The organism is Sunxiuqinia sp. sy24 (assembly GCF_052677165.1).
The window spans coordinates 20,957-40,707 of sequence record NZ_JBQYLH010000012.1; the positions used below are offsets into that span (position 1 = coordinate 20,957).

The following is a 19,751-nucleotide window of genomic DNA, read 5'->3' on the forward strand; positions in this document are numbered from 1 at the left end:
TTATATCAAGTTAATAAAAGGACTCGTGTGCTTGGAATTAATCCAAAGTCACACTTAAACCTAGTCCGCGTAATTCGTGAAGCAACACATTCAATGATTCAGGGATACCTGCTTGTGGCATTGGTTCACCTTTCACAATAGATTCGTATGCTTTAGCACGACCCAGTACATCATCCGACTTGACAGTCAGAATTTCCTGAAGAATATGAGAAGCTCCAAAAGCTTCCAGTGCCCAAACTTCCATCTCACCAAAACGCTGACCACCAAACTGTGCTTTACCACCCAATGGCTGCTGCGTAATCAACGAGTATGGTCCAATGGAACGAGCATGCATCTTATCTTCAATCATGTGACCAAGTTTCAGCATGTAGATTATACCAACGGTTGCTGGCTGGTCAAATGGCTCACCTGTTTCCCCATCGTGAAGGATGGTTTTACCATAAGCCGGAACGCCTGCTTTGTCCGTGTACTCCGTTACTTCTTCGAGGCTGGCCCCATCAAAAATTGGTGTGGCAAACTTCAATCCAAGTTCTTTACCGGCCCAACCTAAAACAGTTTCATAAATCTGTCCCAAGTTCATACGCGATGGCACACCTAGTGGGTTAAGCACGATATCGACAGTAGAACCGTCTTCCAGGAATGGCATGTCTTCATCACGTACAATCCGGGAAACAATACCCTTGTTACCGTGACGTCCTGCCATTTTATCCCCAATCTGAAGTTTCCGCTTCTTAGCAACATAAACTTTGGCCAGCTGAATAATTCCTGCAGGAAGTTCATCGCCAATAGTTACGTTGTAACGTTTACGACGAGCAACGGCCTCGTGTTCTTTATGCTTTTGAATATAGTTAATAATCAATCTGAAAATCAGATCATTTTTCTCTTTGTCTGTAGTCCATTTTGATGGATTGACTGTTAAGTAATCCACTTCCTGGAGTTGCTTCAAGGTAAACTTAACGCCTTTTGGAATGATGTCGCCACCGTAGTAGTCTTTCACTCCCTGGCTTGTTTTTCCATTTACCATGGCAAATAACTTATCTTCAAGTTTTGCCCGGACAGATCGTGCTGCACGCTCAAACTCTTCGTCAATTTGGTCAAGCAACGGCTTGGTAGCCATTTTGCCTTTTTTATCCTTGACAACCCTTGAGAATAATTTTTTCTCGATAACAACGCCTTTCAGTGATGGTGAAGCTTTCAAAGAAGCATCTTTCACATCACCGGCTTTATCACCAAAGATTGCACGAAGCAATTTTTCTTCCGGAGAAGGATCAGATTCCCCTTTCGGAGTAATCTTACCGATCATGATGTCGCCAGGTTTCACATTGGCTCCAACACGAATCAGACCAGCTTCATCCAAATTACGAGTAGCTTCTTCACTAACGTTCGGAATATCTGAAGTGAATTCTTCAACCCCACGCTTGGTGTCGCGAACTTCCAGCGAATATTCATCGATATGAATTGAAGTCAGGATGTCATCCCGAACAACACGCTCGGAAATTACAATCGCATCCTCATAGTTATATCCTTTCCAAGGCATGAAGGCTACTTTCAGGTTACGCCCAAGAGCTAATTCGCCTCCTTGCGTCGCATACCCTTCAGTCATCACTTCCCCTTTAGAAACACGCTGACCTTTAAACACAATTGGTTTAAGGTCCATCACTGTTCCTTGGTTCGTTTTTTGATATTTGGGTAATCTATAAGAAACCACTTCTGGTTCGAAGCTCACGAATTTCTCATCGTCAGTCTTGTCATACCGAACAATGATTTCATTCGCATCAACATATTCGATTTCTCCTTCGCCTGTTGCGGAAACCTGAACACGAGAATCACGCGCAGCACTACCTTCCAAGCCAGTTCCTACAATTGGAGCCTCCGGTCTCAGCAGAGGTACTGCCTGACGCATCATGTTCGATCCCATTAATGCACGGTTGGCATCATCATGCTCCAGGAAAGTAATCAATGAGGCAGCTACAGAAGCGATCTGGTTAGGACCTACGTCCATCAACTGTACTTCATCTTTTTCAACGATCGGATAGTCACCTTCCAAACGTGATTTTACACGTTGGTTAATAAAGCAACCTTCATCATCGATAGGCGCATTGGCCTGCGCAATAACTTTTCCTTCTTCTTCCTCAGCAGTCAGGTAAACTACTCCTTCTTCTGACAAATCAACTTTACCATTTTCAACTTTCCGATACGGTGTAGAGATAAAGCCGAGGTCAGTTACTTTTGCAAAAACACACAATGAAGAAATCAAACCAATGTTTGGTCCCTCAGGCGTTTCAATAGGACACAGTCGTCCGTAGTGTGTAAAGTGAACGTCACGAACTTCGAAACCAGCTCTTTCACGCGAGAGACCACCTGGTCCCAAGGCCGACATACGTCGTTTGTGGGTCATCTCGGCCAATGGATTGGTTTGATCCATAAACTGAGACAAAGCATTGGTACCGAAAAATGAATTAATAACGGATGAAAGTGTTTTTGAATTGATCAGATCAATTGGAGTAAACACCTCATTGTCCCGCACATTCATTCGTTCGCGGATAGTACGAGCCATACGTGCCAAACCAACACCAAACTGGTTAAACATCTGCTCGCCTACTGTACGAACACGACGGTTGCTCAAGTGGTCAATATCATCAACATCTGTTTTGGCATTGACCAGCTTGATCAAATATTTGATGATCTCAATAATATCTTCCTTGGTGAGTACCTGCGTATCGATGTCGATATTTAGGCCTAACTTTTTGTTGATACGGTAACGTCCAACTTCTCCTAAGTCGTAACGCTTTTCAGAGAAAAATAATTTATCAATTACATCACGGGCAGTAGCCTCATCGGGCGGTTCTGCATTACGTAACTGACGATATATGTGCAATACGGCTTCTTTTTCCGAGTTACATGGGTCTTTTTGAAGCGTATTATATATAATGGCAAAATCTTGTAAATTCTGATCTTCCTTATGCAACAAAATCGTTTTTGTGCCTGAATCCAGAATCTCTTCAATATGGTCATTCTCAACAACCGTTTCACGGTCAATGACAACTTCATTTCGTTCAATAGAAACTACTTCTCCGGTGTCTTCATCCACAAAGTCCTCAACCCAAGTTTTCAAAACACGGGCAGCCAATTTTCTTCCAACAACTTTCTTTAAACCGGATTTGGATACTTTAATTTCATCAGCTAATCCAAATATTTCGAGAATATCTTTATCGCTTTCGTATCCGATGGCCCGTAACAAGGTAGTTACAGGTAATTTTTTCTTACGGTCGATATAAGCAAACATGACAGAGTTAATGTCCGTTGCGAATTCGATCCATGACCCTTTAAATGGGATAATACGTGCCGAATAAAGTTTCGTACCGTTTGCGTGTAAACTTTGTCCGAAGAAAACCCCAGGAGAGCGGTGTAACTGCGACACGACAACGCGTTCAGCTCCATTGATTACGAAGGTACCTCTTTCAGTCATGTAGGGAACAGTTCCCAGATATACATCCTGAATAACGGTATCAAAATCTTCGTGTTCCGGGTCTGTACAGTACAACTTCAATTTTGCCTTAAGCGGAACGCTAAAGGTCAAGCCTCGTTCAATACATTCCTCGATAGAATACCTCGGCGGGTCAACCTGGTAATCAAGAAATTCTAAAACGAAGTTATTTCGAGTATCCGTGATCGGGAAGTTTTCTTCAAAGACTTTGTACAAGCCTTCGCTCTTTCTATTTTCAGGAGTAGTTACCAACTGAAAAAAATCGACGAACGATTTCACTTGAACTTCCAGGAAATCAGGATAATCAAATTTAGTTTTGGTGGAGGAGAAGTTAATTCTCTGATTTTCAGTGTTTAACGACATGTATCAACAAAATTAAGTGAACTTAATACATAAATATACAAAAAGGCTTAGAACCCCACGACAGTGAGGTTCTAAACCATTATCTGACCTAATAAAAGGCCCTAAGTCTCTTATTTAAGTTCAACTTCAGCCCCAGCTTCTTCCAACTGACTTTTTAATGCTTCTGCTTCGTCTTTTGAAACTTTTTCTTTGATTGCTTTAGGTGCTCCGTCAACAACTTCTTTTGCTTCTTTAAGACCTAAGCCAGTCAATTCTTTTACTAACTTAACAACTGCTAACTTTGAACTACCAGCTGCTTTTAAGATTACGTCGAATTCTGTTTGCTCAGCAGCAGCAGCTTCTTCACCACCAGCGGCAGGTCCAGCAACAGCTACAGCGGCAGCTGCAGGTTCGATTCCATATTCTTCTTTTAAAATGTCAGCTAATTCATTGACGTCTTTCACAGTCAAGTTTACTAACTCTTCTGCAAGTGCTTTTAAATCTGCCATTTCCTCTAATTTTTATGCTATAAAATTGTAACTAAATTTATTCTTTTTCTGAAAGTGTCTGAAGGATACCGTGGATTTTGTTTCCACCTGACTGCAACTGACCAATAACTGTTTTCATTGGTGATTGTAGCAGGCCGATCAAATCGCCTAGTAATTCGTCCTTAGACTTGATTGTTGATAATGCTTCTAATTGGTTTTCGCCAACATAAACTGATTCTTCAACATAAGCAGCTTTTAAAACAGGCTTTTTATGCTTTTTTGAGAATTCTTTAATCAGTTTTGCAGGCGTGTTTCCAACCTCACAGAACATGATCGAAGTATTACCTTTGAGAGTTTCATAAAGCTCGTCAGTATTCTTTTCAGAATTCTCTAAAGCTTTACGTAATAGTGTATTCTTAACTACAACCAGTTTTACTTCTTTGGTAAAACATAGGCGCCTTAAACTACTTGAGTCTTGTGCATTAAGGTCGGCGATATCTGCCAGGTAAAAATGATTGTAAGAGTTGATCTGTTCAGTCAGATTATCAATAATCTCTATTTTTTCTGATCTTTTCATCTATACAATTTTTACTTGTCAGAAACTGACTTTGGTTCAACTTGAATTCCAGGACTCATTGTGCTTGACAGGTAAATACTTTTTACATAAGTACCTTTGGCAGCTGAAGGTTTCAATTTGAGAATAGTGCTGATGAATTCTTGCGCATTTTCCACAATTTTATCTTCAGAAAAAGAGACTTTTCCAACAGATGCGTGAATAATTCCGAATTTATCAACCTTAAAATCAATCTTACCTTGTTTTACTTCACCAACCGCTTTACCGATATCCATAGTAACGGTACCGCTTTTTGGATTAGGCATCAAACCACGGGGTCCTAAAACCCGACCTAGCGGGCCAACCTTTCCCATCACTGGTGGCATGGTAATAACCACGTCGAAATCAGTCCATCCGCCTTTGATTTTCTCGATGTAATCATCAAGACCAACAAAGTCTGCACCAGCTTCTTTGGCTTCCGCCTCTTTGTCGGGAGTTACCAAAGCTAATACACGAACTTCTTTACCAGTTCCATGGGGTAAGGATACAACGCCTCTAACCATCTGATTGGCTTTTCGAGGGTCCACTCCAAGGCGAACATCCATATCCACTGAGGCGTCAAACTTTGTAAAAGTAATTTCTTTTAACAAAGCTGCAGCTTCATTGAGTGAATAGAATTTATCCTTTTCGAGTTTCTCCTGAGCAAGCTTTTTATTTTTTGTAATTCTGCCCATCTTTAAAATTTTAATTAGTTATTGGATGGAAATTTCCCTGTTACGTTAATTCCCATGCTTCTGGCAGTACCAGCAACCATTTTCATAGCAGATTCCACATTGAAACAGTTCAAATCAGACATTTTCGATTCTGCAATCGTTTGAACCTGATCCCAGCTAACTTTTCCCACTTTTTTCACGTGTGGTTCAGCTGATCCTGATTTCAATTTAGCGGCTTCGAGCAATTGAATGGCTACTGGGGGTTGTTTAATTACAAAATCAAACGATTTATCTGCATAAACAGTAATAATTACCGGGAGCACTTTACCAGCTAGCTCTTGTGTCCGGCCGTTAAACTGCTTGCAGAACTGCATAATGTTAACCCCTTTGGCACCTAATGCTGGTCCTACCGGAGGTGAAGGGTTAGCTGCACCCCCCTTAATCTGTAACTTAATTAATCCAGCAACTTCTTTAGCCATAATAAAATCAATAAAAATTTAACTACTCCTTTTCAACTTGCATAAAGCTAAGTTCCAAGGGTGTTTTACGTCCAAAAATTTTGACCATCACTTTCAACTTTTTCTTTTCCTCATTGATTTCTTCAATGATTCCGTTGAATCCATTAAAAGGACCGTCCGTAACTTTCACAGTTTCTCCAACCACATAAGGAATATTAATTTCCTCGTCATTTTCTGCCATTTCATCAACCCTACCTAAAATACGGTTGACTTCTGACTGACGCATTGGTACAGGATCTCCTCCTTTGGTGTCACCTAAGAACCCGATCACGTTGGTAATATTTTTCAACATGTGTGGGATCTCACCTACCAGAGCCGCCTCTATCAAAAGATAACCTGGAAAGAAGTTACGCTCTTTGCTTACTTTTTTCCCATTACGGATTTGATAAACCTTTTCAGTCGGAATTAATACCTGTGAAACATACTCCTGAAGTCCAGCATTTGCAATTTCGCTTTCGATATATTCTTTGACCTTCTTCTCTTTACCTCCAACAGTACGAAGAACATACCATTTTTTGACAATTTCGCTCATGTCGATCTCCAATCGTATTAATAAAATAAACTGTACACAAAGTTCATAATGTTCTCAAAAGAGATATCCATTAAGAATACAACAAGTGCTATTATAAAGGAAGCAACCATCACGATAAATGCACTATTCTGCAACTCTTTCCAAGTTGGCCAAGAAACTTTATGAACAAGTTCATTGTAAGCTTCTTCGAAATAGAGTTTAAGTTTCATTCTTTGTTTTTTATTAGTTGGTCGGATGGCAAGAATCGAACCTGCTTCTATAACGCATAAAAAACTCCCTACCGAGTTTCATCCGTAAAGAGTCCCGAACCACAAGGTTCGGGACATTCTTTGACTATTTTGTGTCTTGTATTACTCAAGAATTTCAGTAACCTGACCTGCACCAACAGTACGTCCACCTTCGCGGATAGCGAAACGAAGACCTGTGTTCAAGGCTACAGGGTAAATCAAGTTTACAACAATTGTTACGTTGTCACCTGGCATTACCATTTCGCGTCCTTCTTCTAAGTTAATTTCACCTGTTACGTCAAGAGTACGCAAGTAAAACTGAGGACGGTATTTGTTATGGAATGGCGTATGACGTCCACCTTCTTCTTTTTTCAATACGTAAACCTCAGCTTTAAATTTAGTGTGAGGAGTGATTGAACCTGGTTTCGCCAGAATTTGACCACGCTTGATTTCCTTTTTGTCAACACCACGAAGCAACAAACCAACGTTGTCACCAGCTTGACCATCATCCAAAATCTTACGGAACATTTCAACACCAGTACAAACGGTTTTACGACCTTCAGCACCTAAACCAATCAACTGCAGTTCATCACCAGTATGAACAACGCCAGTTTCGATACGACCAGTAGCAACAGTACCACGACCAGTAATTGAGAATACGTCTTCAACAGGCATCAAGAATGGCTTGTCAATGTCACGTGGAGGCAGTGGAATCCAAGTATCACAAGCTTCCATCAATTCCATAACTTTTTCTTCCCATTCTGGCTCGCCGTTCAGCGCTCCAAGAGCAGAACCTTGAATTACAGGAGCGTTGTCACCGTCGAATTCGTAGAAGTCCAACAATTCGCGGATTTCCATTTCAACCAATTCCAACAATTCTGGATCTTCAACCATGTCAACTTTGTTCATGAAAACAACCAACCTAGGTACGTTTACCTGACGAGCCAACAAGATGTGTTCGCGTGTTTGAGGCATAGGACCATCAGTTGCAGCCACAACAATAATAGCACCGTCCATCTGAGCAGCACCAGTTACCATGTTCTTAACGTAGTCAGCGTGACCAGGACAGTCAACGTGCGCATAGTGACGTGTAGCAGTCTGATACTCTACGTGAGCTGTATTAATAGTAATACCACGCTCTTTTTCTTCAGGTGCACTGTCGATTGAATCAAATGATTTTACTTCAGAAAAACCTTTTTTTGCTAATACAGTTGTAATAGCAGCTGTCAGGGTTGTTTTTCCATGGTCAACGTGGCCAATAGTACCAATGTTCACATGGTCTTTATCCCTATTAAAATGTTCTTTAGCCATAACTCGTAATTATTAATTATCTTTTCTATTTATTTATCTTGAGCCAGGGATGAGAATTGAACTCACGACCTCATCCTTACCAAGGATGCGCTCTACCCCTGAGCTACCCCGGCTTTTCGACTTCTAATCTTCTAGTTGTTGATTGAAAAACTTCAATCTTTTCTCACTCAATTATCCATCTTCATATTTTTGAGCGGGAGACGGGATTCAAACCCGCGACCCTTAGCTTGGAAGGCTAATGCTCTATCAGCTGAGCTACTCCCGCAATACTCGGCAAATTTCTTATTCCTAGCTTTCAATTCCAAATATCCAGAATTGTTTTTTTAGCAATTAGCAATTTTCCGATAGTGGGGAGAGCAGGATTCGAACCTACGAAGTCATAAGACAGCAGATTTACAGTCTGCCCCAGTTGGCCACTTTGGTATCTCCCCATTACTATATCGTTGAACGCTTGTTAATTCAATCCAACCGCTACCCGAACTTCAGCGGTAACAAACCCACCTTTCACTGAGCCGAATCTCAGATTCGAACTGAGGACCCCGAGATTACAAATCACGTGCTCTGGCCAACTGAGCTAATTCGGCAGCATCCCTCTTTGAACTCCAAGCCAAAACCCCACGAATCAGCCTATCGTATAGGCTCACAGAGGCTCATCATCCTTTAAGCTCTAACTAATCAGAGACTTGTCCAAAAAGGGTTTGCAAATGTATAAATATTTTTAATTAATTCACAGGAATTAAAGCTTTTTTTGAAATTATTTCTCCTTCATTTTTTCTTTGAATTTCGTAAGCTGGCGCCGAATTGCGTCCGTTGCCAAATCAATGGCCTCTTCGAACGTATCAGCTTCCTTTTTGGCAAACAAATATCCTTTAGAAGGGATTGATAATTTAAGTTCAGCAATCTTATTATCGACAGTTTCAGGTTTTAAAACCTTCAGTATTAATTCTGCGGATATAACACCGTCAAAAAAGGTATCCAGTTTATTTATTTTCTTACTCGCAAAGTCTACCAACTTTTGATCTGGCGTAAAATGAACAGCATTCAAGTTAAGGTTCATAATTTTTCCTCCTCTAAATTTTAGGCTCTCGGATGAGCTTGTTTATATATGCTTTGAAGTCTATCCGTCGTTGTATGGGTGTAAACCTGCGTTGCTGCAAGATTACTATGCCCCAACAACTCTTTAACGGCATTTAAATCGGCCCCATGATTCAACAAGTGTGTCGCAAAACTGTGACGTAATACATGAGGACTCTTTTTCTCCAATGTTGTTACCAGTGCAAGATACTTTTTCACCACGCGATAAACCAATTTTTCGTAGACCTTTTTTCCCTTGGACGTTAAAAAAAATTGCTGGACACCGACTCCAAACGATGCATCCCGAATTAAAATATATTCCTCAATCAAGGAATTTAAGCTTCGGGGATAGGGAACAATTCGCTCCTTATTATTCTTTCCAAGGACTTTAACTAAGTGCTCGCTCAAAAATATCTGATTTTGCTTCAGATTAATCAATTCTGATAGTCGAATCCCAGTACCATAAAACATGCTTAAAATCAATTTATCTCTCACCCCTTCAAAGTCAGACTTAAAATAGCCATCGTCCAGAAGGTGATGCAAATTATCTTCAGAAACAAAAATGGGAAGCCGCTTGGGCACTTTGGGCATTATCACACCATCAGCCGGGCTGATATCAATTAATTCCTGGCGCAGCAAGTATCGAAAAAAGGATTTCAAAGACGTAATTTTACGTGTTACGGTTTTCGCCGCGCTTCCTTGATCCATCAACTCAACAACCCAGCTCCGGATTAATTTTGTATCAACCGCTAGAACATTAAAATCCCCGACCGTTTTGAAAACAAACTCTTCAAACTGATCGAGGTCTTTTCTGTAAGCTACTAGAGTGTTCTCTGAACACCTTTTCTCGAATTTCAAATATCTCAGAAATGATTCCCGGTAGGACATTAAACAAAGTCTTTATGCTGCAATCAGGAATCGGCTAAAATAATTTAGTCTTCTTCGCGTTGCATTTGTTCAATATAGATAGCCTTTTTAATCTCAACTCTTCTTTCTACAGAAGGTTTCGTGAAGGCTTGTCTTCCACGTAACTCTTTAATCACGCCAGTTTTTTCAAACTTTCTCTTGAATCTCTTAAGGGCTCTTTCGATATTTTCGCCTTCTTTAACAGGAATAACGATCATATAATTTTATTTTTAACTGTTTAAATTTCGAGCCGCAAATTTATGAATTCTACCGTATTAATCAAATTTATAACTAAAAAATAAACAGATAATATTTTCGAATCCGTTAAAACCTACGAAAACAAACAAGTACAATTAGTTTTTAGTTTTCAGATAAGGAACAATTTTTTGAAAATCAGTCTCGCTAATCACATTCTTTTCTCTTAAAACTTGCAGCTTAGTCACGAAGCCATTTTCGGAGCGGAAGGCCACTAAGGCCTTGGCAAGTTCAAATGAAATATATGGATGCCGGGCGAAATCCTCCACGTCAGCAAAATTGACATTGATTTGCCCAACTTGTTCCGAATCTAGTTTCAGATACGGAAGAATGTTTTCAATGGTTTCCGGTTTCAGTCCATAAACCTCATAAAGCTGATCGAAGCTGTGAAAACCACCCAAAAGCCGCCGGTATTTCACAATGCGCACCGAAAGCACTTTACCAATGCCTCGCAGTTGCTTCAACTCATCGGCCATTGCTGTATTAATCTCGATCGTCTTTAGCTCTGCATTAAGAGGCACTTGCTCATGCACTGACTGGAATGGCTCATTACTTCTCTTAATATTGACATCAGGCCTGTGTGGCTCATGATTTTGCAATACGATTTGAACATAAGGCTGAATAGTATCAAAAATTGAATCGGTCATCCCATAAATCTTACGCATATCAGCGACTTTGTAGAAGCGTCCGCCCTTGGAACGGTAACGCATGAGGTTCTTTTTTACGTAATTTGGCAACTGAAGGCTATCCAACATCAAGCTGTCAATTGCATTCGGATCAAATCGAAAAAGAGTTCCTTGTGCTTGTTCCTGCTCCATCGCCCTTTTCTCGTCTAGCATGACCATCAGTTTTTGAAGCTTTTCAGAATCAATAACGCCAGGAGTTTCAAAATAAAAGATTAATTGATTTGCAGCTAGAATTAAGCCAATCAACACTAACAGGATGACCAGTCCTATGCGCTCATTTTTTGTAAAAGAAAAGTACTCTCGAATGATTTGCTGAAATCTCACGGTATTGTTGTTTTAAAATACATGCCAACAACCAACTTGTAAACAAAACCATTTTAAAAATTACAACAAAAAAAGCGAAAAATGAAATCAACCGATCTGTTCCTCTTCCACTGACATCAAGTAACCGACCATTTTACAGCCTACAACTGAATCAATCCAATCTGCTGAAGAAAAACCAAGGCAATCGCGATGGGAGCAACAAATTTAATGATCAACATAAAAGCAGGGAAATAAACTACTTTTAACCGCCCCACATTTGACAACTCAGCTTTTGCCTTTTCCTTACCTAAAAACCAGGCAACAAAAACAACAATAAGCAAGCCACCCAAAGGCAACAATACATTTGCTGAGATAAAATCGAGCAAAGAAAATACATTCATGCCAAACAATGCTACATCTTTCATGGCTCCCCACGACAAGGTGCACATAATTCCAATGACCGATACCGAACTCGTGGCCAGCCAAGTTGCTTTTTTGCGCGTCAACTTCAGCTCCTCCACAAAATACGCAACAATAACTTCCAACACTGAAATTGTAGACGTTAATGCGGCAACACCTAGCAACAAAAAGAAAAGAATGGAGAAAATATAACCACCGGCCATTTGCTGAAAAATATTCGGAAGCGTAATATACACAAGCCCTTCACCCGACCCGGGCTCGATACCAAAAGCAAACACAGCTGGAAAGATAGCAACTCCAGCCAGAATAGCAATTAGAGTATCAGCAATAGCTACCGAGAAGGAAATACTCCCCAGAGTCTCCTTTTTATTAATATAGGAAGAATAGGTAATCAAGGTCCCCATACCAATGCTCAAAGAGAAGAAAGCCTGCCCAAGGGCTTCTAAAACCGTCCGTGCGGTAATCTTAGAGAAATCGGGTTTGAACAAGAACTCCAGCCCTCCTACTGCCCCCTCCAGCGTTATCGACCGAATGCACAAAACAACAAGAATCAGCAACAAAACGGGCATCAGAATCTTCGTGTATTTTTCGATGCCATTTTTCACTCCCGCGATAATAACCAGCGCAGTTAGTCCCATAAATACAAAAAACCAAAGCAGGGGACGCCAGCTATCGCTCCTAAAATCAGTAAACATACGAGTCAATTCCTCTGACGATTTTTCGGCAAACCCATTGGTGAAAGATTGGTAAATATATTCTAAGGTCCATCCGGCAACGGCTGTATAGAAAGATAAAATCATAAAAGCAGCCACCACACCCATCACTCCAACCAAATACCAAGGCTTACCTGGCGCAAGAGATTTAAAGGCACCAAAAGCATTCCGCTGAGAACTGCGTCCGATAATAAACTCGGATAGCATGACCGGCAAGCCAATTGCCAACACAAATCCAAGGTAGATGATCAAAAAGGCTCCACCGCCATTTTCTCCAACGACGTAAGGGAATCGCCAGATATTTCCTAAACCGATAGCAGAACCTGCAGTTGCAGCGATCACGCCAAATTTGCTCCCAAATGAATCACGGGCAGTTGGTATTCCAGACATAGTCTCTAAGTTTTAATTTAACACAATTTACTGCGCTTTGCTTTTAGTTCTTTCCTACGAGGGCGCAAAAATGCAAAATATTTTCATTGCATTCAAAAAAAACATCTAGCCAGATAGATAGATATGATCAAAAAAAAAGGTCCTTCAATAATTGAAGAACCTCTCTGTATCATTTTTTGAAAGAATTAGCTTCTTCCAATGCAATTCAAATCTTCGAATGCAATTTTCAAACGTGCAATCTCAGCTTCTTCACCTTTACGAACCCAAACACGAGGGTCATAATACTTCTTATTAGGTTTGTCAGCTCCATCAGGATTACCAATTTGAGCCTGTAAGTAGTCGCGGTTAGCTGCTTCGAAAGCGCGCACGCCATCCCAATATGCCCATTGAGTATCCGTGTCGATGTTCATTTTAATTACACCGTAAGAAATTGCTTCGCGAATTTCTTCTAAAGTAGAACCTGATCCACCGTGGAATACGAAGTTTACTGGCTTTTCACCTAAACCTAATTTCTCAGAAATGTATTTTTGAGAAGCGTCCAAAATAGCTGGTTTCAAAACAACATTACCTGGTTTGTAAACACCATGTACATTACCAAAAGAGGCAGCAATAGTGAAGTTAGGAGAAACTTCGCTCAATTGCTCGTATGCATAGCAAACTTCTTCAGGCTGTGTATAAAGCAATGCGTTATCAACATCTGAATTATCTACACCATCTTCTTCGCCACCAGTAATTCCCAACTCAATTTCAAGGGTCATACCAATTTTGCTCATTCTTGTCAGGTAGTCTTTGCAGATAGCGATATTCTCCTCCAATGGCTCTTCCGAAAGGTCAAGCATGTGAGAAGAGAACAATGGCTTACCGGTTTCTTCAAAATGCTTTTCGCCAGCATCTAAAAGACCGTCAATCCAAGGCAATAATTTTTTTGCAGCGTGGTCAGTGTGCAAAACAACTCTTACACCATAAGCTTCGGCCAACAAGTGAATTGTTTTTGCACCAGCAACAGCACCTGCAACCTGAGCTTGCTGTCCTTCCAATTTCAATCCTTTACCAGCATAAAACTGTGCACCACCATTAGAGAACTGAATGATTACAGGAGAATCAACATCTTTTGCTGCTTCCATCACTGCATTAATAGTACTTGAAGTAGTTACATTAACAGCAGGCAATGCAAATTGATTTTCTTTTGCAACTTTGAATACATATTGTAAGTCTTCTCCGGTTAAAACACCTGGTTTGATGTTATCAAAAAGTTTTTCGCTCATAGCTTCTATTTATTAAGTAAATTAAACGGGATTATTCCTCTTTGAAATCTAATTATTAGATCGGCTGCAAATTTACGAATAAAAAACAAAAAAAATTGCAACCAACATTAAATGCAAGTTAAAACGGATATCCGATGGCGAAGCTGAGATTGAAATGTTCAGATGAAAGTGGATAGTTGCCAATGACAACTCTTCTTCCTGCTTCCAAAGAAGGATCGCGCAGTTTCATTCCCAAATCCAATCTGAAAATAAAGTACGTAAAATCGAACCGTAAGCCCATGCCAGTTCCGATGGCAATTTGTTCATAAAACTGATTCAGCTTGAATTGAGCGCCGGGTCGGTTATCTTTTTCATTGATCGCCCAAATATTACCTGCATCCAAAAAGAAAGCCCCTTCAATACGCCAAACAAACCGATACCGATACTCCAAATTAGCTTCCAGCTTAATATCTGACGATTGATTGGGGTAAGCCCCTTCGGGCGCCTTATAGGTTCCTGGCCCCAGCGAACGCACCTGCCAGGCTCTGATTCCGTTAGCTCCTCCTGTAAAGTACTTCTTCTCAAATGGCAATACATCAAAATTCCCATAAGGCAGGCCAACGCCAATAAACGCTCGACCAACAACTGAATTATACTCATCAATCATATGTCCGTAGCGATATTCAAAATCAGCTTTCAAATACTGAGCGTAACGGGTGCCCCACACCTCATGGTAGTTCGATACTTGACCAGTAATGGTATCATTAAAAGCTGCCTTGGGACGATCAAAAACAGAGGAGAGCAGAGATAATGAATTTCCCGCAGACTCGAACGACCACTTAAAATAACGGTAATGATCTCGCCGCTTCAAGCTCTGCGTATTATCCACCTGAGTGTAATTCATCGCGAAAATGAGGTGATCGGTAAAACTGCTCTTAATGTACAGATCTTGGATTGAGTTCAAAAACTCATCATTAAACTCATAAAGATTCACATAATTGAAATCGACCACACTCAAGAAATGAGTTTTGGTTTGAGAGGTTTTCCAGTTATATCCATACCTGAAGTTGGTGATGGTACGCGTATAATCAGGACGCCGCTGATAGTTATACCCTAGCGTTAGGTTGGTTTGAGGAACCTGGTAGTCAAACAAACGACCACGCTTAATTGGACTCAGAAATTTAGGAATTGTTAACGAGCCTTCCACCCCAAACTCCCGGGTGTTAAAATCAAGTTTATTGTTTTTAATCAGGGTTTGCTGCCGCTCAACTGCCCCTTTTAAATTTAGGTTAAATATTTCAGCTCCCCGAAAAACATTCCGGTGCTGATAATTGAAGTTTCCAGCTACCCCCAAATTGCCTGAAGAATTGGTTCCATCAAGGTCCACAGAGAATCCCTGCCTCGGAAGTGGAGACAATTGGAGGTTGCAATCTAACACGCCAATCGAGTCATTTCCCAGATTCTCTATTTCATCGAAATTAAGATTAACGATCCGAAACTGCCGCAATTGAACCAGCGAGCGATAAGTCTGCTCGACACTCCTCTGCGAATAATACAAACTATCTTCCATCCGGTTCACATTGTAAAAAACCTCTGGTTTATACTTCATCTTTCCCCTATGATAAAAAGCATACGGAAAATCCCGAAGCGTATCAGGCACTGCCACTTGTCGGCGGGCATTCAATTGAGAAGCCACAAAATCGGGGGTAATGTGAAAAGAGCGAACCATAAACTTCCGATGTGGCTTAATCGAGTCCACCTCTTGCTCCGGATCTTCATCAGCAACAACGACAACTAAGTCAACCTGCTGAGATGATAAAGCGCTATCGGCATCGTATGAAATATATTCTTCTGAGAAATTGTAATACCCATAATCTTTAAGTCGATTAGCAATTCGCTTCCGCTCGGCATTCAACACATCAACATCAAAAACAGCTCCAGGACTAATCATTTGGCTAGCCGTATCTGTCAAAATCAATGCTTCGATACTGGGGTCTTCAAACTGATAACTGTAATTCCGGATACGATAGGGCTGCCCGGTTTCTATCGAATAAACAACATTTACCTTTTGGCGTCTTTCCCTAACATCAATCTGCTCTGTTATCGAAGCATCGTAGTAGCCCTTATTGCGCAAGTAAAGCTTCAACTGTTCCTTGGAACGCTGAGTCATGTAGTCGTCATAAATTATGGGGGCTTCACCGATACGCTTAAACCATCCTTCTTCTTTCTTAGCAGAGGATAAGTTATAAAGTCCCAGGTGAAATTTCATAAAACCAAGAATCTTGAGATTCTCCTTTTGCCTGACCTGTGCTTTTAGCTCTTCATTATTGATCGACCGATTGTCGATCTTGATGTCGATATCATTCAGTAAATATTCTCCTTGGGGAACAAACTTCGTTGGGGAACAAGAAAAGCACATGACTGCGATCAACAGACCAATCCGTATTTTAAACAGCTTCACTTTTCTCATTTTTTAACCTTCTCTGGGAATTTCAACAAAAATAAACACTATCAGACGCAAACAAATCGATTAGGGTGTTTATTTTTACAAATTGTTTGCCAAATATCATGCTAAGTAAAAATAAAATAAAATTCATCCAATCGCTCAACCGCAAAAAGACCCGCGAAAAAGAAGGTGTTTTTCTTGTTGAAGGTAATAAGCTTGTACTGGAAGCCGTCGCGTCTCATTTTCGGGTAAGACTCTTGATCGGCACCCCTGGTTTTCTTAAATCCAATCCACTCCCCCCTGACGTGGCTGATGAAGTCATCGAGTGCAGCCCGGAAGAAATCAAAAAAGCCAGTTTACAACAAGCGCCTCAGCAGGCCATAGCTGTAGTTGAAATCCCATACTACCAGCTAAGCATGAATCAATTAACCCGGGAATTCTCACTGGCTCTTGACTTTGTGCAGGACCCGGGCAACTTGGGAACCATTATCCGCATTGCAGATTGGTTTGGCATCAGAAATCTGATTTGCTCGACCAATACGGCTGACTGCTTCAATCCTAAAGTCATTCAATCGAGCATGGGAGCCATCTTCCGGGTTCAGATTCATTATCTTGATCTGGAAAAATTGATGGATGAAGCCAACCAGGCACAACTTCCTGTTTATGGTACCTTTTTAGAAGGCGAGAATATCTATTCATCAAACCTTACAGCCCATGGCATATTGGTTCTAGGCAACGAAGGCAATGGGATTTCCCCAGCCATCGAAACAAAAATCCAGCGAAAAATTCATATCCCGTCCTTTGCAGTAGGCGCACGTGGCTCCGAATCATTGAATGTAGCCAGCGCTGCATCCATTTGCTGCTCCGAATTCAAGCGCAGAAGCTAATATTGATATCTCATTGACTTTTTGCGTGTAGTAAATTTTTCATTCCACAAAAAACTGTCGAAGATCATAACATCCAATTGAAAGCTAAATCAAGATCAGATTTCTAAACAAAAAAGCTCACCAAACTGCTTCTCTTCAAAAACAATTCGGTGAGCTTTTCAGAAGGAAGCGAAAAACTAATTCCGTTTCTCAAATTCTTCCAGGGCACGATCCAGAAAATCCACAAAATTATCCGGATTCAAATCATACGCTTTGGGGTCAACTAACAACTCACCATTCGTATCCGTCAGCACATAGTATGGCTGCGCATTTACGCCAAATTGTGTAATCTGGAAATCGGCATATTTTTTCCCCAGAGTCTTTTTTACTTTTCCGTCGTAGCTCGAGGTCACCCACTCACTTTCGGGCAACTTCGACTTATCATCGACATACAAGGCAATGATAATAAATTCATTTTGAAGCCGCGCCAACACCCGGGGATCAGACCAGACTGCCGCTTCCATTTCCCGACAATTAACGCAACCGTGACCTGTAAAATCGATAAACACCGGCTTATTCAACGCCTTGGCACAAGCCAGGCCTTGCTCGTAATCGAAATAGCCACTCAAACCGTGTGGCAAGTGCAAAAACTCTCCAAACTTAGGCTCCTCACACTGCTCGTTCACTTCACCAAAACCGATGCTATTACCAGAAGAACTAACCAACCGGACTTCATCGCGAATTATTTCATGCAAATCAAAATCGTGTGTACTTTGCGGAGGCATATAGCCAGCCAAAGCTTTCAGTGGCGCACCAAACATTCCGGGTATTAAATAAACCACAAAAGAGAATGAGACAATAGCCATCATCAAACGGGGTACCGAAATAAATTTCAAGTCGCTGTCATGCGAAAACTTCAGTTTCCCCAGCAAGTAAAGTCCCAGCAAAGTAAAGATGACAATCCATACGGCCAGATAGATCTCCCGATCAAGAATTCCCCAATGATAAGTCTGATCGGCAATACTCAGAAATTTCAATCCTAGTGCCAGTTCCAAAAAGCCCAGCACCACTTTAACCGAATTGAGCCAACCGCCAGACTTTGGTAAGTTGCTTAGCCAGCCTGGGAAAAGAGCAAACAAGGTAAATGGCAAGGCGAAAGCCAGGGCAAAACCAAACATCCCGATGATGGGTTTCAAAACAGCGCCACCAGCCGATTCAACTAGAATCGCCCCCACAATAGGTCCGGTACACGAAAAGGAAACCAACACCAAGGTTAGGGCCATGAAAAAAGAACCTAAAAATCCACCTTTATCTACCTGCTTGTCCGAACGGTTCACCAACCAACTTGGCATCACAATTTCAAACATGCCAAAAAATGAAAAAGCAAAGAGTACGAAAATGATAAAGAATAAAATATTCGGCAGCCAATGAGTACTTAACCAATTAGCTGCATCGGGACCAAAGAGAACGGCCACCAAGGTTCCAACAATGGTATAAATAGCGATAATAGAGAAACCATAAAACGCGGCATAAAGACGCGACTTAATCTTCGACTCGCCACTGTGCATAAAAAAGGAAACCGTCATCGGAATCATTGGAAAGACACAAGGCGTAAGAATAGCTGCTAATCCAGCTAAAAAGGAGAAGAAGAAAAACAACCAAAGCGTTTCCGTTGAGCCCTCTTTTCCCTTATCTGTCAATACCCGGTTTGATTTTTCGACGTTTTGTATTCTTTCCGACTCACCTCCCTGGTCAGCGCCTGCTCCATTCAACGCAAAAGCAAAATCGGCTTCAGTTGGCGGCAAACAGGTCTCATCGTCGCAGCACATAAATTCAACATACCCTTCAATAGCAATCGGATCAGCTGTTTTTAACCGAATGGTTTGAATGAACTCCGCCTCGTGACTATAATATCGTAAATCCATCTGAAAAGTTTTATCAAACTCCTCCGTAGGCGCCGGATTCTTTTGCAAATCCCCCACAAACTCAAACTGCGATGTGTCTTGATAGTTAATCGACGTGGCTACCGGTCCTCCTTCAGGGAGATGGGTATCGTACAAATGCCAGGTATCTTCAATCGTGGCTTTAAAAATAAGCTGAACTTCTTTGCCGTCTTGCTTCGAGTCGAAAGACCATTTTACTGGCTCAAGGATCTGTGAAAAACCCTGAAAAGCAAACAAGAGAAAAAGAATTGAGAGGCTATGTTTTACTATCTTCATTTTCTAGTATTTTCTTAGTCAATATTTTTTGATGAATACAACAAAGATAAGCAGGAAA

Annotated in this window: 17 protein-coding genes and 4 tRNA genes; 1 reads left to right on the plus strand and 20 read right to left on the minus strand. The window is 41.0% G+C overall.

The features are described 5' to 3' along the window. Positions 1 to 37: 37 nt before the first annotated feature. The 19 genes from rpoB to tamL form a co-directional block, all read right to left on the minus strand. Entirely contained in the window at positions 38 to 3,850 is a 3,813-nt protein-coding gene (rpoB, locus tag ACUNWA_RS11465) for a DNA-directed RNA polymerase subunit beta (RefSeq protein ID WP_445592054.1), read from the minus strand. A gap of 110 nt (positions 3,851 to 3,960) precedes the next feature. After that, a complete protein-coding gene (gene rplL / locus ACUNWA_RS11470) occupies positions 3,961 to 4,338 on the minus strand; it encodes a 50S ribosomal protein L7/L12 (protein WP_445592055.1) in 378 nt (125 codons plus the stop codon). A gap of 37 nt (positions 4,339 to 4,375) precedes the next feature. Beyond that, complete coding sequence (rplJ, locus tag ACUNWA_RS11475; protein ID WP_445592056.1) at positions 4,376 to 4,894, minus strand: 50S ribosomal protein L10; 519 nt, start codon at positions 4,892 to 4,894, stop codon at positions 4,376 to 4,378. A gap of 11 nt (positions 4,895 to 4,905) precedes the next feature. Beyond that, positions 4,906 to 5,604 (minus strand): 50S ribosomal protein L1, encoded by a 699-nt coding sequence (gene rplA / locus ACUNWA_RS11480; protein ID WP_445592057.1) that lies wholly within the window; start codon positions 5,602 to 5,604, stop codon positions 4,906 to 4,908. Positions 5,605 to 5,618: 14 nt separating this feature from the next. Continuing rightward, on the minus strand, positions 5,619 to 6,062 hold the full coding sequence (gene rplK / locus ACUNWA_RS11485) for a 50S ribosomal protein L11 (RefSeq protein ID WP_445592058.1): 444 nt from the start codon (positions 6,060 to 6,062) through the stop codon (positions 5,619 to 5,621). Positions 6,063 to 6,084: 22 nt separating this feature from the next. Next, complete coding sequence (gene nusG / locus ACUNWA_RS11490) at positions 6,085 to 6,633, minus strand: transcription termination/antitermination protein NusG (RefSeq protein ID WP_299584333.1); 549 nt, start codon at positions 6,631 to 6,633, stop codon at positions 6,085 to 6,087. 17 nt (positions 6,634 to 6,650) lie between these two features. Further along, the gene (gene secE, locus ACUNWA_RS11495; protein ID WP_445592059.1) at positions 6,651 to 6,842 is read right to left on the minus strand and encodes a preprotein translocase subunit SecE; all 192 of its coding nucleotides are present in this window, start codon (positions 6,840 to 6,842) and stop codon (positions 6,651 to 6,653) included. A gap of 141 nt (positions 6,843 to 6,983) precedes the next feature. Continuing rightward, entirely contained in the window at positions 6,984 to 8,171 is a 1,188-nt protein-coding gene (gene tuf, locus ACUNWA_RS11500) for an elongation factor Tu (protein ID WP_445592060.1), read from the minus strand. A 41-nt stretch (positions 8,172 to 8,212) separates the two neighbouring features. Further along, positions 8,213 to 8,284, minus strand: a tRNA-Thr gene (locus ACUNWA_RS11505). A gap of 79 nt (positions 8,285 to 8,363) precedes the next feature. Continuing rightward, positions 8,364 to 8,436, minus strand: a tRNA-Gly gene (locus tag ACUNWA_RS11510). 83 nt (positions 8,437 to 8,519) lie between these two features. Then, positions 8,520 to 8,602, minus strand: a tRNA-Tyr gene (locus ACUNWA_RS11515). 79 nt (positions 8,603 to 8,681) lie between these two features. Next, positions 8,682 to 8,755: transfer RNA gene (locus ACUNWA_RS11520), tRNA-Thr, on the minus strand. A gap of 170 nt (positions 8,756 to 8,925) precedes the next feature. Beyond that, a complete protein-coding gene (gene hpf / locus ACUNWA_RS11525; protein WP_445592061.1) occupies positions 8,926 to 9,228 on the minus strand; it encodes a ribosome hibernation-promoting factor, HPF/YfiA family in 303 nt (100 codons plus the stop codon). 20 nt (positions 9,229 to 9,248) lie between these two features. Then, entirely contained in the window at positions 9,249 to 10,133 is an 885-nt protein-coding gene (locus ACUNWA_RS11530) for a tyrosine-type recombinase/integrase (RefSeq protein WP_445592062.1), read from the minus strand. A 44-nt stretch (positions 10,134 to 10,177) separates the two neighbouring features. Then, positions 10,178 to 10,369, minus strand: a complete 192-nt coding sequence (gene rpsU, locus ACUNWA_RS11535; RefSeq protein ID WP_445592063.1) for a 30S ribosomal protein S21 — start codon at positions 10,367 to 10,369, stop codon at positions 10,178 to 10,180. A gap of 135 nt (positions 10,370 to 10,504) precedes the next feature. Beyond that, positions 10,505 to 11,416 (minus strand): helix-hairpin-helix domain-containing protein, encoded by a 912-nt coding sequence (locus tag ACUNWA_RS11540; protein ID WP_445592064.1) that lies wholly within the window; start codon positions 11,414 to 11,416, stop codon positions 10,505 to 10,507. 140 nt (positions 11,417 to 11,556) lie between these two features. Next, positions 11,557 to 12,918: a sodium-dependent transporter gene (locus ACUNWA_RS11545; protein ID WP_445592065.1), complete on the minus strand. Its 1,362-nt coding sequence runs from the start codon at positions 12,916 to 12,918 to the stop codon at positions 11,557 to 11,559. A gap of 185 nt (positions 12,919 to 13,103) precedes the next feature. Then, complete coding sequence (gene fbaA, locus ACUNWA_RS11550) at positions 13,104 to 14,183, minus strand: class II fructose-bisphosphate aldolase (RefSeq protein ID WP_445592066.1); 1,080 nt, start codon at positions 14,181 to 14,183, stop codon at positions 13,104 to 13,106. 118 nt (positions 14,184 to 14,301) lie between these two features. Then, the gene (tamL, locus tag ACUNWA_RS11555) at positions 14,302 to 16,632 is read right to left on the minus strand and encodes a translocation and assembly module lipoprotein TamL (protein WP_445592067.1); all 2,331 of its coding nucleotides are present in this window, start codon (positions 16,630 to 16,632) and stop codon (positions 14,302 to 14,304) included. Positions 16,633 to 16,730: 98 nt separating this feature from the next. Between tamL and ACUNWA_RS11560 the strand changes: the two genes are divergently transcribed. Then, entirely contained in the window at positions 16,731 to 17,495 is a 765-nt protein-coding gene (locus ACUNWA_RS11560; RefSeq protein WP_445592068.1) for a TrmH family RNA methyltransferase, read from the plus strand. Positions 17,496 to 17,671: 176 nt separating this feature from the next. On the opposite strand, the gene ACUNWA_RS11565 is transcribed toward ACUNWA_RS11560, so the two are convergent. Continuing rightward, complete coding sequence (locus tag ACUNWA_RS11565; protein WP_445592069.1) at positions 17,672 to 19,693, minus strand: cytochrome c biogenesis protein CcdA; 2,022 nt, start codon at positions 19,691 to 19,693, stop codon at positions 17,672 to 17,674. Positions 19,694 to 19,751: the final 58 nt, after the last annotated feature.